General features: G+C 40.8%; 15 protein-coding genes. 9 read left to right on the forward strand and 6 right to left on the reverse strand.

The window, feature by feature from the left end:
• Window position 1: 1 nt before the first annotated feature.
• Both QZ738_RS14385 and lpxK read right to left on the reverse strand, forming a co-directional pair.
• Window positions 2-817, reverse strand: a complete 816-nt coding sequence (locus QZ738_RS14385; protein WP_293788453.1) for a purine-nucleoside phosphorylase — start codon at window positions 815-817, stop codon at window positions 2-4.
• Entirely contained in the window at window positions 789-1,850 is a 1,062-nt protein-coding gene (gene lpxK / locus QZ738_RS14390; protein WP_293788454.1) for a tetraacyldisaccharide 4'-kinase, read from the reverse strand. Before lpxK ends, QZ738_RS14385 begins: the two co-directional genes overlap by 29 nt.
• Window positions 1,851-2,032: 182 nt before the next feature.
• On the opposite strand from lpxK, the gene QZ738_RS14395 reads away from it, so the two are divergent.
• The 9 genes from QZ738_RS14395 (at window position 2,033) to pruA (ending at window position 10,705) form a co-directional block, all read left to right on the forward strand.
• Complete coding sequence (locus QZ738_RS14395) at window positions 2,033-3,172, forward strand: sterol desaturase family protein (protein ID WP_293788455.1); 1,140 nt, start codon at window positions 2,033-2,035, stop codon at window positions 3,170-3,172.
• A gap of 323 nt (window positions 3,173-3,495) precedes the next feature.
• Window positions 3,496-4,626 carry an FAD-dependent monooxygenase gene (locus QZ738_RS14400; protein WP_293788456.1) on the forward strand — a complete coding sequence of 377 codons (1,131 nt, stop codon included), beginning with the start codon at window positions 3,496-3,498 and terminating at the stop codon, window positions 4,624-4,626.
• Window positions 4,627-5,340: a methyltransferase domain-containing protein gene (locus QZ738_RS14405; protein WP_293788457.1), complete on the forward strand. Its 714-nt coding sequence runs from the start codon at window positions 4,627-4,629 to the stop codon at window positions 5,338-5,340. It abuts the gene before it with no gap.
• The gene (locus tag QZ738_RS14410) at window positions 5,337-6,389 is read left to right on the forward strand and encodes a type III polyketide synthase (protein WP_293788458.1); all 1,053 of its coding nucleotides are present in this window, start codon (window positions 5,337-5,339) and stop codon (window positions 6,387-6,389) included. Before QZ738_RS14405 ends, QZ738_RS14410 begins: the two co-directional genes overlap by 4 nt.
• Before the next feature lie 25 nt (window positions 6,390-6,414).
• Window positions 6,415-6,864, forward strand: coding sequence for a 3-hydroxyacyl-ACP dehydratase FabZ family protein (locus tag QZ738_RS14415; RefSeq protein WP_293788459.1), 450 nt, complete (start codon window positions 6,415-6,417; stop codon window positions 6,862-6,864).
• Complete coding sequence (locus tag QZ738_RS14420; RefSeq protein WP_293788460.1) at window positions 6,854-8,131, forward strand: beta-ketoacyl synthase; 1,278 nt, start codon at window positions 6,854-6,856, stop codon at window positions 8,129-8,131. Before QZ738_RS14415 ends, QZ738_RS14420 begins: the two co-directional genes overlap by 11 nt.
• The gene (locus QZ738_RS14425) at window positions 8,124-8,384 is read left to right on the forward strand and encodes an acyl carrier protein (protein ID WP_293788461.1); all 261 of its coding nucleotides are present in this window, start codon (window positions 8,124-8,126) and stop codon (window positions 8,382-8,384) included. Before QZ738_RS14420 ends, QZ738_RS14425 begins: the two co-directional genes overlap by 8 nt.
• Window positions 8,374-8,829: a 4'-phosphopantetheinyl transferase superfamily protein gene (locus tag QZ738_RS14430; protein WP_293788462.1), complete on the forward strand. Its 456-nt coding sequence runs from the start codon at window positions 8,374-8,376 to the stop codon at window positions 8,827-8,829. The genes QZ738_RS14425 and QZ738_RS14430 overlap by 11 nt, the downstream gene beginning before the upstream one ends.
• A 241-nt stretch (window positions 8,830-9,070) precedes the next feature.
• Complete coding sequence (gene pruA / locus QZ738_RS14435; protein ID WP_293788463.1) at window positions 9,071-10,705, forward strand: L-glutamate gamma-semialdehyde dehydrogenase; 1,635 nt, start codon at window positions 9,071-9,073, stop codon at window positions 10,703-10,705.
• Between the two features lie 195 nt (window positions 10,706-10,900).
• Here pruA and can read toward each other — a convergent pair whose 3' ends face one another.
• The 4 genes from can to QZ738_RS14455 form a co-directional block, all read right to left on the reverse strand.
• Window positions 10,901-11,557: a carbonate dehydratase gene (gene can / locus QZ738_RS14440; protein WP_293788464.1), complete on the reverse strand. Its 657-nt coding sequence runs from the start codon at window positions 11,555-11,557 to the stop codon at window positions 10,901-10,903.
• A 2-nt stretch (window positions 11,558-11,559) separates the two neighbouring features.
• Window positions 11,560-13,167, reverse strand: a complete 1,608-nt coding sequence (locus tag QZ738_RS14445) for a SulP family inorganic anion transporter (RefSeq protein ID WP_293788465.1) — start codon at window positions 13,165-13,167, stop codon at window positions 11,560-11,562.
• Window positions 13,168-13,312: 145 nt separating this feature from the next.
• Complete coding sequence (locus QZ738_RS14450; protein ID WP_293788466.1) at window positions 13,313-13,657, reverse strand: hypothetical protein; 345 nt, start codon at window positions 13,655-13,657, stop codon at window positions 13,313-13,315.
• Window positions 13,658-13,827: 170 nt separating this feature from the next.
• The gene (locus tag QZ738_RS14455) at window positions 13,828-14,061 is read right to left on the reverse strand and encodes a hypothetical protein (protein WP_293788467.1); all 234 of its coding nucleotides are present in this window, start codon (window positions 14,059-14,061) and stop codon (window positions 13,828-13,830) included.
• Window positions 14,062-14,409: the final 348 nt, after the last annotated feature.

Consider the following 14,409-nt stretch of genomic DNA (forward strand, 5'->3'; position numbering starts at 1 on the left):
CTTACAATTCAGAAATTAAGCGGGTTAAAATCTCAGTCATCTTAGGTTCGGCTTTGGCTGCGGCGGCTAAAATTTCATCTAAATCAAAAGGCTGCAGATCTTCCGGAAAACCTTCATCAGTTAACACGGAAATGGCAAAAACAGGCAAACCGGCATGGTTGGCTACAATAACTTCTGGCACAGTACTCATACCCACGGCATCAGCGCCAATTAAACGCAGGTATCTGTACTCGGCCTTGGTTTCTAAATTTGGACCGGAAACGGCGACATATACTCCTTTATGGCATTTGATATCTACACTTTTAGCTATTTCCAATGCTTTGGCTATGATATCGCGCTTGTAAGGCTGACTCATATCCGGGAAGCGTGGCCCTAATTCGCTTTCAATTAAACCACGTAAGGGGTTATCTGGCTGTAAGTTGATATGATCGTCGATAATCATCAAATCACCTTTTTTAAATTCAGGATTTAATGAACCCGCAGCATTAGATACAATTAAATTTTCGATACCCAAGCCTTTCATTACCCGCACCGGAAAGGTAATCTGTTGCATGCTATAACCTTCATAATAATGTAACCGGCCTTGCATGGCTATAATTTTCTTCCCGTTTAATGTTCCGAAAATCAGTTTCCCGCTGTGGAACTCTAAAGTGGAAATCGGAAAATTGGGAATGTTAGAATACATCAGTTGATGTTCTATCTCGATTTCTTTTACCAAACCACCCAGGCCGGTGCCTAAAATAATACCTATTTCTGGCTTAAAGTTCTCAGTTTTACGTTTGATATATTCAACGGTTTCTTCTATTGCTCTTAACATAATTTAAAATGAGTTCGTCAAAGGTACTCTTATCTTCTTCAAATAATTCAACCTCAATAGGTAAATAATATATGGGTAAATCTACCAGTAAATCTTCAAATCCGGTAGCTCTTAAACGTTTGCTATCCTTTTCTGTTGTGATAATGATTTTATCTTTTTTATCGCTGGCCATAAAAGCTGATTTAAATTTCTTAAGATCATCAGTTTTGAATGCATAATGATCAGGAAATTTTTCGTGTTTAATGTTTTCAGCATATTTTTCGAGTTCTTCAATTAACGGATCGGGATTTGCGATTCCGGTGAGGAGAAAAATTTCGAAATCTTTAATTGCCCCAAGCCTTTTACTTTCGTTGTGATATAAATGGATCAGATCGCCATATTTTAGGTAAGAATGTAATACGGGCTGATCTACGGTTGGTTGCAGTTCGTTTACCGATGCCTGTTGCGCTACATGCAGTAAAGGCACGGGCGATTTAGTAACCAAAAGCACATCGGCTCTTTTGCGCGAAGAGAAAACATCCCTTAAATTACCCGCAGGCAGCAAAAACTGTAAAGTACCCAGTTTCCTGAACTCGAAAAGCAAGATATTTAATCCGGCCTTAATGGCCCGGTGCTGAAAAGCGTCATCCAGAATAATTACATCATGATTGTTTTGCAATTTTTTCACACCTTTTACCCGGTCTTCACATACGGCCACCGTAACCTGCTTAAATTTCTGGTAATATTGTAACGGTTCATCCCCAATCGTTCCGGCAGTAGCCTGATCATCCGCCAGGATAAAACCTTTGGTTTTACGTCCATAACCCCGGCTTAAAATAGCTACCTTATAATCTGCGAGTAACCTGACCAGGTATTCGGTAGTGGGCGTTTTTCCTGAACCACCAACAGCAAGGTTACCTACGCAAATAATGGGTAGATTAAACGATACGCTGCGCATCATTCCCCAATCGTAAAGCTTTTTCCGAAGTATAATGGCCATGGCATAAACCATTGAAAAAGGGAGCAATAAAAGACGTAGATAATTAACTAACATAGTGTCGTATTTTCAAAATTACTGATTATTTAAAAAAGAAAGGCATTGCTTTAGGCAACGCCCACTAAATGAACCTTTACCATTTAAAAATGTTTGCCCGATATCCAGGATACAGTGACGATTTAAATTGACAGGGCAAAATTTTATTTTTATACTTGTTGTTCTATCAAAAACATAAAAACATGTCTCTAAATAAGCGACTAGTAGTCGGTCAGGGCCAGATTAGTGGCTATATTTCTATTTTTTTAGCCGTTTTGGTCATACTTGGCATCCTTTGTTTTCATTATCCTGAGAAACTTACCACTCCGGAATTTCGTGAGGTTTATACCAAAGAAAGTGTAGAAATTTTGATGTTGGGCGGTGTAATTGCGGCCTTTTTCTTTTCGGCACTGAGTATTATTTTAAGCAAAAAGTTAAAGTGGGCCTGGCCAGGTTTTCTGCTGACCGCTTTAGCGGTTTTATTAGGTGCGGTAACGGTTCAGGGCAGGGATGTGGCCAAATCGAGCTGGCATTTTGGCTTAGACTGGATGATTTTAGATTTACTGCTCATGGTGGCCATTTTTGTTCCGCTGGAATTATTTTTTCCGAAAAATACCGACCAGACCAAATTTCACGAAGAATGGCGTACGGACTTAACCTATTTTGTAGTGAGCCATTTGTTTATTCAGTTTTTTGGCATTGTAACCCAGAAACCTGCCGTACTCTTTTTTGGCTGGATGGGATTAGATCAACTGCATACCTGGATCCAAAATCTGCCATTTGCAGTAGCGCTGTTTTTGGCTTTTTTTAGTACCGATCTGTTTCAATACTGGGCACACCGCTTTTTCCATACCCGGGTGGCGTTGTGGCGTTTTCATTCCATCCACCACTCTACACAAAATATGGATTGGCTGGCCGGAAGCCGTACCCATTTTATCGATATCTTTTTTACAAGAGCCATGACTTTCATTCCGCTGTACATTCTGGGCTTTTCAGCTACGGTTTTCAACGTGTACATTATCTTTATAGCTATCCATGCGGTACTAATCCATGCCAATACCCGGATTAACTTTGGCCCGTTAAAATACATATTCACCACACCTCAATACCACCATTGGCACCATTGTGAAGACCCTAAATATTATGGCCATAATTTCGCTTCAATATTCCCTTTTATTGATATGATGTTCGGCACCTATTATTTGCCAGGCAAAGAATGGCCTGCCGGAACCGGTGTGCACGAAGCTTCTTATCCGAAAGGTTTTGTTAATCAGACCATTTATCCTTTTACCAAAAGTCCGTTTGATACGGATTTGAATATGGAAGAAAGAAGTGAGCGGTAATGGATTAAGCTAACGCACGTTTCTAACGGGCATTGAATAACCCATCGTTTTAAACGATGTAATCGTAAACTATTGCTGAGACAAACAAAAACCCTCAGATGACAACATTTGATCGCGCACAATATTATAAACCCAGCTCTGTGTGTGCTTCGTGTCTCTCGATAATCTCTGTGGCTAAGCAAAATCATTTTACGATGTAATCGTAAAGCTATTTCTGCCACTCGGTATCCTCAGTGTTTTTTCTCCACTCCCTCTGTGGTTAAAAACGCAATCATGGAACAAACCCTTTATTAATTCGTTATATTAGTGTTCCATCTTATTTTATGCAGGCCGAAACAGAAATTTTAATTATTGGGGGTGGGCTAGCAGGTTTAACAGCTGGACTTCATCTAAATAAGTTGGGTTTAGCGATTACGTTGATTGAGAAAGATACTTATCCCCACCATAAAGTGTGCGGTGAATATATTTCGAACGAAGTTACCCCTTATTTTAAATGGCTTGGCCTGGATATTGAAAGTCTGGCGCCAACATTGATCAGTGAATTATTTTTTACCTCAGAGCTTGGGAAAAGTATTCAGACTCAATTGCCATTGGGCGGTTTTGGTTTGAGCAGATATACACTAGATGGTTACTTGTATACCGAACTGATCAGGAGAAAGGTAAACATTGTTCATGATCGCGTTGTGGAAATAAATTTTGCCAATAACCAATTTAAAGTAGCCACTACAAATCATACCTTTAACGCCCGTTACGTAATTGGCGCATATGGAAAACGATCGGCCATTGATGTTAAATTAAACCGAAGTTTTATGGATAAGCAATCGCCATATCTGGCCGTTAAAGCACATTACCAAGCCGATTTTCCTAATCATCTGGTTAGCCTGCACAATTTTGAAGGCGGGTATTGTGGTGTTTCGAAAGTTGAAGGCAATCGCGTGAACATCTGTTACCTTGCGGATTACGAGCGGTTCAAAAAACATAAAAACTTAATTGCCTTTCAGGAAAACATGCTATATAAAAACAAGTACCTAAAAGATATTTTCGAAAATGCGAATTGCTTATTCGACACCCCGTTAACCATTAGTCAGGTTTCTTTTGAGCGTAAAGAACCTGTGTATAACCACATTTTAATGATTGGCGATACTGCGGGCTTAATCCATCCGCTTTGCGGCAACGGAATGGCCATGGCCATTCACGCAGCCAAAATTGTCTCAGAACTTTTGCACCAAAGGATCGGGGGCAAAATTAATTCGCGTGAGGCACTGGAAAAAAATTATACCGCATACTGGAGCAGGGAATTTAAAAGCCGGTTAAAAATGGGCAGAATGTTGGCATCGTTACTTAGGAATCCAAAATTGGAAAGTTTAGCGATCAACACATTGATTAAAATGCCCTTTTTACTTCATACAATAATCAAAAAAACACATGGTAAGCCCATTAAAGTTTCATCATAAATGTCAGTAGATACCAGATTTAGAAGCACCGCGCCAGAGATTATGGATGATTTTGCCATGGAAGGTGAAATATTGCGCGATGCGCTTGACAAAATAGCCAGCATCAACCAGCTTCTTGGTGGCAATAAAGTTACCCTTGCCGGGGTAAAAATGTTAATCGCCGGCAAACCATCCGGTCAAATAATCCGTATTACCGATATCGGCTGCGGTAATGGAGATATGTTACGTACTTTGGCCGATTACGCAAAAAAGAAAGGTTTGCATTTTATTTTAAAGGGTATAGACGCTAATAAATTTACCATCAGCCATGCGAAAAGTTTATCCACCCATTACCCTAACATCACCTATGCCTGTACCGACATTTTTGATGATTTAAGTAAAACAGAACCTTGCGACATTATGCTTTGTACCTTAACGCTCCATCATTTTAAAGATGAAGAAATTGTTGCGCTGTTAAACAATTTTAAAAGATCGGCAACAATGGGCATTGTGATAAATGACCTCCAGCGAAGTGCAATAGCCTATTACCTGTTTAAAGCGCTTTGTTACGTTTTCCGGTTAAATGATATGTCGAGAGAAGATGGACTAATATCCATTTTACGTGGGTTCAAAAAAGCAGATTTACTTAAGTATACAAAACAATTAAACTTAAAGTCGAGTTCCATCAAATGGAAATGGGCTTTCCGCTACCAATGGATAATTAAGACAACATGAGCGTAACCATAAAAGCAGTAAGTAAAGCCTTACCGGAGTATTGGCGGTCAACAGCCGACATTCTACCACTTTTAGATAGCTGGCTGATCGATCAGGACGATCGCTTTATCAGGAAGGTAAAAAAGATTTTTGAAGGTGCCGCGGTAGATAAAAGATACTCGGTCATGTCGCCCGAAGATGTTTTTAGTGATTTAAGTTTCGAGGAACGAAACGATATTTATGTGCGCGAGGGCATAAAACTAGGTGCCAAATGTTTGGAAAATGCACTCGAAAAAGCCAGTTGGCAGGCACAGGATTTAGACTACATCATTACCGTAAGCTGCACGGGCATCATGATCCCCTCCCTAGATGCCTATCTGATCAATCTGCTCAAACTCCGTCAGGATATTATTCGTTTGCCCGTAACCGAAATGGGGTGTGCAGCTGGTGTATCGGGTATGATTTATGCCAAGAATTTTCTGAAAGCCAACCCGGGCAAGCGCGCAGCAGTGATTGCGGTAGAATCGCCAACGGCAACTTTCCAATTAAACGACTTTTCGATGGCCAATATCGTGAGCGCGGCCATATTTGGCGATGGTGCCGCCTGTGTGTTATTAAGCTCTGATCAGGAAGATACCGGACCAGAAATTTTGGACGAAGAAATGTACCACTTTTATGATGCAGAAGAGATGATGGGCTTTAAACTCACCAATACCGGATTGCAAATGGTACTGGATGTGGCCGTTCCGGAAACGATTGCCACTCATTTTCCTGCTATCATACATCCATTTCTACAGAAAAACGGTCTCAATATTAAAGATATCGATCATCTGATCTTCCATCCGGGAGGAAAAAAAATTATCCAAACTGTTGAAGAATTATTCGGGCAGCTCGGTAAAAATATAAATGATACCAAAGAAGTATTAAGGCTTTATGGAAACATGAGCAGTGCAACGGTGCTTTATGTTTTAGAGCGGATGATGGATAAAAAGCCAGCGTCTGGTGAAAAAGGACTGATGTTAAGCTTTGGACCAGGGTTTTCAGCCCAACGTATACTGTTACAATGGTGATATTTATTCTCTTAATCAGCTGCTCATGACCACACAGGAAATTTTAAACCAACTGCCTTATGGTAAAGCCTTTCTTTTTGTTGAGGAATTATTGCATATAGACGAAAATGGAGCCAAAGGCACTTATACTTATGCTAAAGAGCTGCCTTTTTATGAGGGACATTTTAAAAATCACCCCATTACGCCAGCAGTAATCCTTACGGAGACTATGGCGCAGATTGGAGTGGTTTGCCTGGGAATTTACCTGCTTAAAGACATTGAAACTGATCAAAATATATCCCTGGCCATGACTTCAAATGCGATTGATTTTTTAAAACCAGTTAACCCGGGCGAACAGGTAACGGTTACCAGCGAGAAAGTGTATTTTAGGTTCAATAAACTCAGCTGTAAGGTAAAAATGGAAAATGCAGCCGGAGAGGTGGTTTGCAAAGGAAATATCTCTGGCATGTTAATTCCCAAAGAAAATGGACAATAGAGTAGTCATTACCGGTTTAGGCGTATGCGCACCCAATGGCACGACCATCGATGAGTTTTCAGATGCCATAAGGCAGGGGATTTCCGGCATTCGCCATCAGCCAGATCTGGAAGCTTTAAACTTCTCTTGCCAGATTGCCGGTAAACCACCACTTAGTGAAGAACGGATCAGCCAATATTTTACACCGCTTGAATTGCGTAACTTAAACAGCACGGGTATTTTATACGGTGTTATTGCGGGTTTAGACGCCTGGAAGGATGCAGGTTTAAACATTGAAAATAATAATGAACCCGACTGGGATAGTGGCACCATTTTCGGAACCGGAACTTCTGGCATTGATAAATTCAGATGGGCCATTAACAAAATAGATGCCCTTGAAATAAAAAAACTGGGCAGTTCGGTCGTGATACAAACCATGGCCAGTGGCGTGAGTGCTTTTATCAGCGGAAAACTGGGTTTAGGCAACCAGATCAGCACCAATTCTTCTGCCTGTGCAACCGGAGTGGAAAGCATCATGATGGCATACGAAAGAATTAAAACAGGCCAGGCCCGCAGAATGTTGGCGGGGAGTACCAGCGACAGTGGTCCTTACATTTGGGGTGGCTTTGATGCCATGAAAGTTTGCACATTTAAACATAACCACGATCCTGAAAAAGGTAGCCGGCCAATGAGTGCCACCGCAAGCGGTTTCGTGCCCGGAAGTGGTGCAGGCGCTTTGGTATTGGAATCGCTTGAAAGTGCACTGGCCAGGAAAGCTAAAATTTACGCAGAAGTATGCGGCGGTCATATCAATTCGGGTGGTCAGCGGGGTTTAGGCTCTATGACTGCTCCAAACCCTACAGCAGTACAGCGATGCATCCGGGCCGCATTGAAAAATGCGGGGATTGAAGCAGATGAAATTGATGTGATTAACGGCCACCTTACCGCCACGACCAAAGATGCACTAGAAATAGAAAACTGGAAAGCAGCCCTACAGTTATCTGATTGTAGTTTTCCATACATTAACTCCTTAAAAGGTATGATTGGTCATTGTATCGCAGCCTCAGGAAGCATAGAATGTGTAGCCTCGATACTGGAACTTTCGGAGGGTTTTATATTTCCCAACATTAATTGCGAAGACTTAAACCCTGAGATTACGGCTTTAATTGATTCAAAATGCATTCCACAAACGGCAATCCATCAACCTATTAATATTTTAGCGAAAGCCAGTTTTGGTTTTGGCGACATTAACGCCTGTATTATTTTTAAAAAGTATTCCCATGAATAAAGAAGAAATTATCGAAGCTCTGAAAACAATAATTGAACCTTATAGCGAAGATGCAGCGGCATTGGCTCAGATCGACGAAAACACGGATTTTATAAAAGACTTAAAAATAAACTCAGCCAATTTGGTTGATATTGTGCTGGATGTTGAAGAGAAATTCAATATCGAAATAGATAACGATTCAATGGCTAAAATGCTCACCGTAAAAGCTACGGCCGAAATTATAGCTCAAAAATCGAAAGCAAATGCTGGGTAACGACATTGTTGACCTGGATCTGGCCAAAATCCAAAGCAACTGGCGACGTAAAAATTACCTTGATAAGATTTTCACTTCAAAAGAACAGTCATTGATCGCGTCGGCAAACAAGCCTGATGAGATGGTATGGCGCTTGTGGAGTATGAAAGAGTCTGCCTATAAAATACACAACCGTAAAACAGGCATCCGTGATTTTGCACCCAAGCGTTTAAGCTGTACGGTTTATGTTGATGATTATGGTGAAGTAGACATTAACGGCTATATTTACTTTACCAGGAGCAATGTGCAAGCTTCATTTATACATACCATAGCTGCTCCTGTTTATGATAATTTGGAAAAAATTAAAGTAGCCATTTACGAATTACCTGATCATCCGGTTGATTACAAAAGAACCAATCCAGGTTGTGTCAGCCATCACGGGCAGTATCTGGCATTGGTGTATTAATTATTTTTTCCTCGTGGTGGCAGATAAGTGTCAGTGGGTAACAACTGACATCATAGCAATTTCGCTTGTGATTCAGGGTTAGTGTCAGCTGGTAACAGCCTACACCACGAACAATAAACCGGTAATTACCTAAATAATCATTCCTTTACACCGTAGAATTTTTATGCTGTTTTCTTTACAGAATAATGGAATGGCCTACCTCAAAAAGCATTATCTTTGTCCAAATCATAAAAAATAAAATATGCTTAAAGGATTTTTTAACGTACCTACCCCGGTTAACGAGCCCATTAACAGCTATGCACCAGGCACAAAAGAGCGTTCGCTTTTAAAAGAGGCTATTGCCGATGCGCGTGCTAAACAATTGGATATTCCGATGTTTATTGGCGGAAAAGAGGTGCATACTCAAAATAAAAAGAAAGTTGTGGTTCCACACGATCATCAACATGTACTGGCTACCTTTAGTTATGGCGATAAAGGCCATGTAAAAGAAGCCATAGACGCTGCCCTGGCAGCCAAAGCAAATTGGGAAGCTTTAGCCTGGGAACATAGAGCTGCTATTTTTATGAAAGCTGCTGATTTGTTTGCGACTAAATACCGCTATCAAATTAATGCGGCAACCATGCTTGGGCAAAGTAAAAATGCCTATCAGGCTGAAATTGATGCTGCTTGCGAACTGGTAGATTTTCTGCGTTTTAACGTGAGTTATATGCAGGATATTTATGGACAACAGCCGCCTGTATCGCCAAATGGCATGTGGAACAGAACAGAACAACGCCCTTTGGAGGGATTTATATTTGCTTTAACACCTTTCAACTTTACGGCGATTGCAGGTAATTTACCTGCCTGTGTGGCCATGATGGGTAATGTTGTGGTATGGAAGCCTGCAGATACGCAAGTTTATGCGGCCAATGTAATTATGCAGGTTTTCCGCGAAGCTGGCTTACCTGACGGCGTAATCAATCTTATTTTTGCAGACGGACCTGAAGTTGGCGAGGTAATTTTTAACCATGCTGATTTTGCTGGCATCCACTTTACAGGCTCAACAAAAGTTTTTCAGGAAATCTGGAAAACAATCGGAACAAACATCCACAAATACAAATCATATCCACGCATTGTTGGAGAAACGGGCGGTAAAGATTTTATCCTGGTTCACCCAAGTGCAGATGTTGCTGCTTCGGTTACGGCAATTGTTAGGGGCGCTTTCGAATATCAGGGACAAAAATGTTCTGCAGCCAGCCGTACTTATATCCCAAAAAGCCTTTGGCCGGAGATTAAACAATTAATGTTAAAAGATCTAGCCTCATTTAAAATGGGCGGAACAGAAGATTTCGGCAACTTTATTAATGCCGTTATTGATGAGCGTTCTTTCGATAAACTGGCTAAATATATCGATCAGGCTAAACAAGATCAAGGTGTAGAAGTTATTGCCGGTGGCAACTATGATAAAAGCAAAGGTTATTTCATAGAACCTACCGTTCTAGTGGTTGACGATCCGAAATATACCACCATGTGTGAAGAGCTTTTTGGTCCGGTATTATCCGTTTATGTATACGAAGACCAGGAGTTTGATCAGATTTTAGAAATAATCGACACCACTTCACCGTATGCCTTAACGGGCGCTATTTTATCGCAAGATAGGTATGCTATCGAAAAAGCCAGTTATGCCTTACGCAACTCTGCTGGTAATTTTTACATTAACGACAAATGTACAGGTGCTGTAGTTGGGCAACAACCATTTGGTGGGGCAAGAGGATCGGGTACGAACGATAAAGCCGGGGCAATGATTAATTTATTGCGTTGGGTTTCTCCCCGTACCATTAAAGAAACTTTTAATCCTCCAACTGATTACCGTTACCCATTTTTGGCAGAAGATTAATACATTGAAAAAATTATATCGAAACCTCCGGAAACATCCGGGGGTTTTGTTTTTTAAAAGGATTCCTCCTTAAGAAGCAGAAAATATCTGCAAAAAAGCGATGATGACTGAAGCGCTAAATATACCACAAATAAAAGCCTGGAATTTCTTCCAGGCTTTTCTAACAACTAAAAAAATGGCTTAATGTGCTGCATTTTATCCCACCTGGAAAGCCGGAGCAACATCATCAACACAGGTACAGGTTACTTTCAGGTCTTTAATAATTCCAGTTTTTAAACTATAAACCCATGCATGTACCGCCAGTTCCTGACCGTTGGCCCAGGCACTCTGTACGATTGAAGTATTGGTTACATTTGCAGCTCCTTCAATGGCGTTTAATTCCACTAAACGGTCAAATCGCTGATCAGGATCTTCGATTGTTGCCATTTCGCGTTCGTGCGTGCGATATACATCGCGGATATTCCTCAACCAGTTATCAATAATTCCAACCTGTTTGTTGCCCAATGCAGCTTTTACACCGCCACAACCGTAATGACCGCAAACAATAACGTGTTTAACTTTTAATACATTAACAGAATAATCGAGTACAGAAAGTAAATTCATGTCTGTATGCACCACTACATTGGCAATATTCCGATGTACAAAAATATCACCCGGTTTCGTATTGGTAATCTGGTTTGCAGGTACCCGGCTGTCAGAGCAACCGATCCATAATACGGGTGGACTTTGACCTGCCGACAATTTATCGAAAAATTCAGGATCACTGTCAATCGTATCTTTTACCCAATCTTTATTGCCTTGTAACAAGGTATCGTAAGTAATATCTTTCGTTTCTATTGTTTTTGCGCACATAATTATAATTTATTAATTTCTTCTTCTACTTTAATATTTAATTTTGGTACTGTATAATGTTTCTGGATGTTCTCCAGGGTTACGATAATACCTTTTGTATAGGCATTATGTTTATAATTGTAAATGGTTTCCAATACATCAGGATCAATATACCTGGCATTCGAACCATCAATAATTACATTTGTTTCTTTTGGGATATTCGTTAAAACTACCTGTATCGCTGCTTTATTCAGGAAAGAAACCTCTTCTGCCAGTTTAATTCTGATATTCTTTTTGTCGCCTTCATTTGTAATCCTGTAAAAGAAAGGGTTACGCATATTGGTCCGCAATAAATAAAAAATCGAGACCAACATCCCAACGGCTACCCCTTTTAACAGATCGGTAAACAATACCGCCAACACGGTAACCACAAATGGCACAAACTGATCCCATCCTTTGTGGTACATGTGTTTAAAAAGGCTGATCCGCGTTAACCTGTATCCGGTTACCAAAAGAATCGCAGCTAAACATGATAAGGGAATCATATTAATGAGTCCTGGAATAAACAACAGCGACAGTAACAACCAGATGCCATGAAAAATTGCCGACATTTTTGTTCTGGCACCAGCATTTACATTGGCCGAACTCCGTACAATAACAGATGTCATAGGTAAACCGCCAACCATACCACTGGTTATATTTCCTATTCCCTGCGCAATCAGCTCCCTGTTTGTTGGGGTTACACGCTTAATCGGATCAATTTTATCCACCGCTTCGATACTGAGCAAAGTTTCTAAGCTCGCTACAACCGCAATGGTGATGGCAACGATATACACATTTTTATTGGCTAACTGAGAAAAATCGGGCATTGTAAATAACCCCAGAAATTCACCGAAGCCATTCACTACCGGGATTTTCACCATTTGATCGGCCCGTAGCGGATAATCGGTTCCGGCAAAAACAAGGGTTCCCAAAATCCCCAAAGTAACCACCACCAGTGGCGCAGGTACAACTGACAATTTCGGAAACTTTGGCCACAAAATCAGGATAGCTATCGATAATAAACTAATCACCACCGCAGCCAGACTGAAATGGCTTATTGCTGCAGTAATGGCAGAAAAAGTATTTTCATGATCCTGCTGAAAGAAGCCCTCATCACCGGTAAAATCGGTATCAACGCCTAAGGCGTGCGGTAATTGTTTTAAGATTAATATCAGTCCGATAGCCGCAAGCATTCCTTCAATTACACTCGAAGGGAAGTAATTACCAATGGTTCCGGCTTTAACCAAACCTAAAATCAACTGGAATACCCCTGCCAGTACAACAGCAAGTAAAAACGTAGGGTAGCTTCCCAAAGAGGTTATTGCACCTAATACAATAACCGTTAAACCTGCGGCCGGACCACTAACACTTAATTGTGAGCCACTGAAAGAGGCAACTACAATTCCACCTATAATTCCGGTAATTAAACCGGCAAATAGTGGCGCGCCAGAAGCCAGGGCAATACCTAAACATAGGGGTAAGGCCACCAGGAACACCACAATGCTCGAAGGTAGATCTTTGCTGAGATTTTTTTTAAGAAAATATTTCTTTACATCCGAACCTGAAACGGCCGGGTTAAATTTTTGCATAACGATATCATGATCTAGTAAATTTTAACGAATAAAATCGTAGGGGATTAAAATATGGACACAAGCATCTACGTACTGCATAAAATGAACATAGCAATAACGCTTAATACGGTTGAGCAGACAATTTTTACCCCAGATATAAAGACTAGATAACGTTGGGCGGAGGTGTAGGAACAGTAGGGTGGTATGGATCTACATATCTTTTGAAGTGTTCTATAAAACTGCTCTTCAAAAAGAAATGACTGGAAGAGAACTCGTAAGAAAGGATGGGATGGTTCAGCTCGATGAGTTTGAAATCAGTAAATTTTGCGCTGTCTTTGGCGGTATCTTTACCGCCTTCATGCTCTAACTCGATTTGCATGATGACAGCATTCATGATTTCCCTGTCAATACTGGTATAAAATACGGGTGCACCGGAAATGCCCATCTTCGCCATGAAGATGACCATAAAGGTAGCAACGATTAAATACTTGTATTTCCTTAAAAACATTTAAATTCTAATGCTGTTTTAATTCCTATGCATACAAAAGTAAACGGATTATCGGTTTTTCAATGCATTGGGCTGTAAAAAAAATGTAATTTAGGTAAAATCAGGTATTCCTCATGAAAAACAGGATACCTTATCAAGTTTGGGAAACTTTGGGTTCTGCTATTATTGCTTCATTCGGCCCCGCCGTTTCTGCCCGCAATGCAGGCTGGTACTTCAATCTTTTTGGCAAAATCAGCTGTAGATTCAAAATCAACCGAAGCCAAAAAGGATACCACTTCTGTAAATTTTAATGAACAGCGGTCTGTTTTCCAGGCACCGGCCCAGGTTAAATAAACCCGATTGCCGGGGAGAGCTTCCGGTCCTTCACCGGAACTCGTACCAGAAAGTGGGGCTGAACCTGCCAAAAGCACAGAACCAGCCGTTTCCTAACGATTAATGTTTTTTCCTTTTTGGAAATGAGCGCTCAGGATTTCATAGGTACTGAAGTCCTGCCCTACCTGCCCGTACTGTAGGTGGGCGCTAAATATTTTTGACAAAATTAGCTATAAATTCAAAATCAACCGAAGCCAGAAAGGATACCGCTTCTGTCAGGTTTATTGAACAACGGTCTGTTTTCCAGGCACCGGCCCAGGTTAAATAAACCCGATTGCCGGGAAGAGCTTCCGGTCATTCACCGGAACTCGTACCAGAAAGCGGGACTGAACCTGCCAAAAGCAAAGAACCAGCCGTTTCCTAATCTTGTAAACTATTCT

Origin of the sequence: uncultured Pedobacter sp., assembly GCF_913776295.1 — a bacterium.
GTDB lineage: Bacteria > Bacteroidota > Bacteroidia > Sphingobacteriales > Sphingobacteriaceae > Pedobacter.

What these genes read in the sequence shown, in the direction of transcription:
- QZ738_RS14385 (WP_293788453.1), bottom strand. Translation starts at nt 817, where the DNA reads ATGTTAAGAGCAATAGAAGAAACCGTTGAATATATCAAACGTAAAACT.
- lpxK (WP_293788454.1), bottom strand. Translation starts at nt 1,850, where the DNA reads ATGTTAGTTAATTATCTACGTCTTTTATTGCTCCCTTTTTCAATGGTT.
- QZ738_RS14395 (WP_293788455.1), top strand. Translation starts at nt 2,033, where the DNA reads ATGTCTCTAAATAAGCGACTAGTAGTCGGTCAGGGCCAGATTAGTGGC.
- QZ738_RS14400 (WP_293788456.1), top strand. Translation starts at nt 3,496, where the DNA reads ATGCAGGCCGAAACAGAAATTTTAATTATTGGGGGTGGGCTAGCAGGT.
- QZ738_RS14405 (WP_293788457.1), top strand. Translation starts at nt 4,627, where the DNA reads ATGTCAGTAGATACCAGATTTAGAAGCACCGCGCCAGAGATTATGGAT.
- QZ738_RS14410 (WP_293788458.1), top strand. Translation starts at nt 5,337, where the DNA reads ATGAGCGTAACCATAAAAGCAGTAAGTAAAGCCTTACCGGAGTATTGG.
- QZ738_RS14415 (WP_293788459.1), top strand. Translation starts at nt 6,415, where the DNA reads ATGACCACACAGGAAATTTTAAACCAACTGCCTTATGGTAAAGCCTTT.
- QZ738_RS14420 (WP_293788460.1), top strand. Translation starts at nt 6,854, where the DNA reads ATGGACAATAGAGTAGTCATTACCGGTTTAGGCGTATGCGCACCCAAT.
- QZ738_RS14425 (WP_293788461.1), top strand. Translation starts at nt 8,124, where the DNA reads ATGAATAAAGAAGAAATTATCGAAGCTCTGAAAACAATAATTGAACCT.
- QZ738_RS14430 (WP_293788462.1), top strand. Translation starts at nt 8,374, where the DNA reads ATGCTGGGTAACGACATTGTTGACCTGGATCTGGCCAAAATCCAAAGC.
- pruA (WP_293788463.1), top strand. Translation starts at nt 9,071, where the DNA reads ATGCTTAAAGGATTTTTTAACGTACCTACCCCGGTTAACGAGCCCATT.
- can (WP_293788464.1), bottom strand. Translation starts at nt 11,557, where the DNA reads ATGTGCGCAAAAACAATAGAAACGAAAGATATTACTTACGATACCTTG.
- QZ738_RS14445 (WP_293788465.1), bottom strand. Translation starts at nt 13,167, where the DNA reads ATGCAAAAATTTAACCCGGCCGTTTCAGGTTCGGATGTAAAGAAATAT.
- QZ738_RS14450 (WP_293788466.1), bottom strand. Translation starts at nt 13,657, where the DNA reads ATGTTTTTAAGGAAATACAAGTATTTAATCGTTGCTACCTTTATGGTC.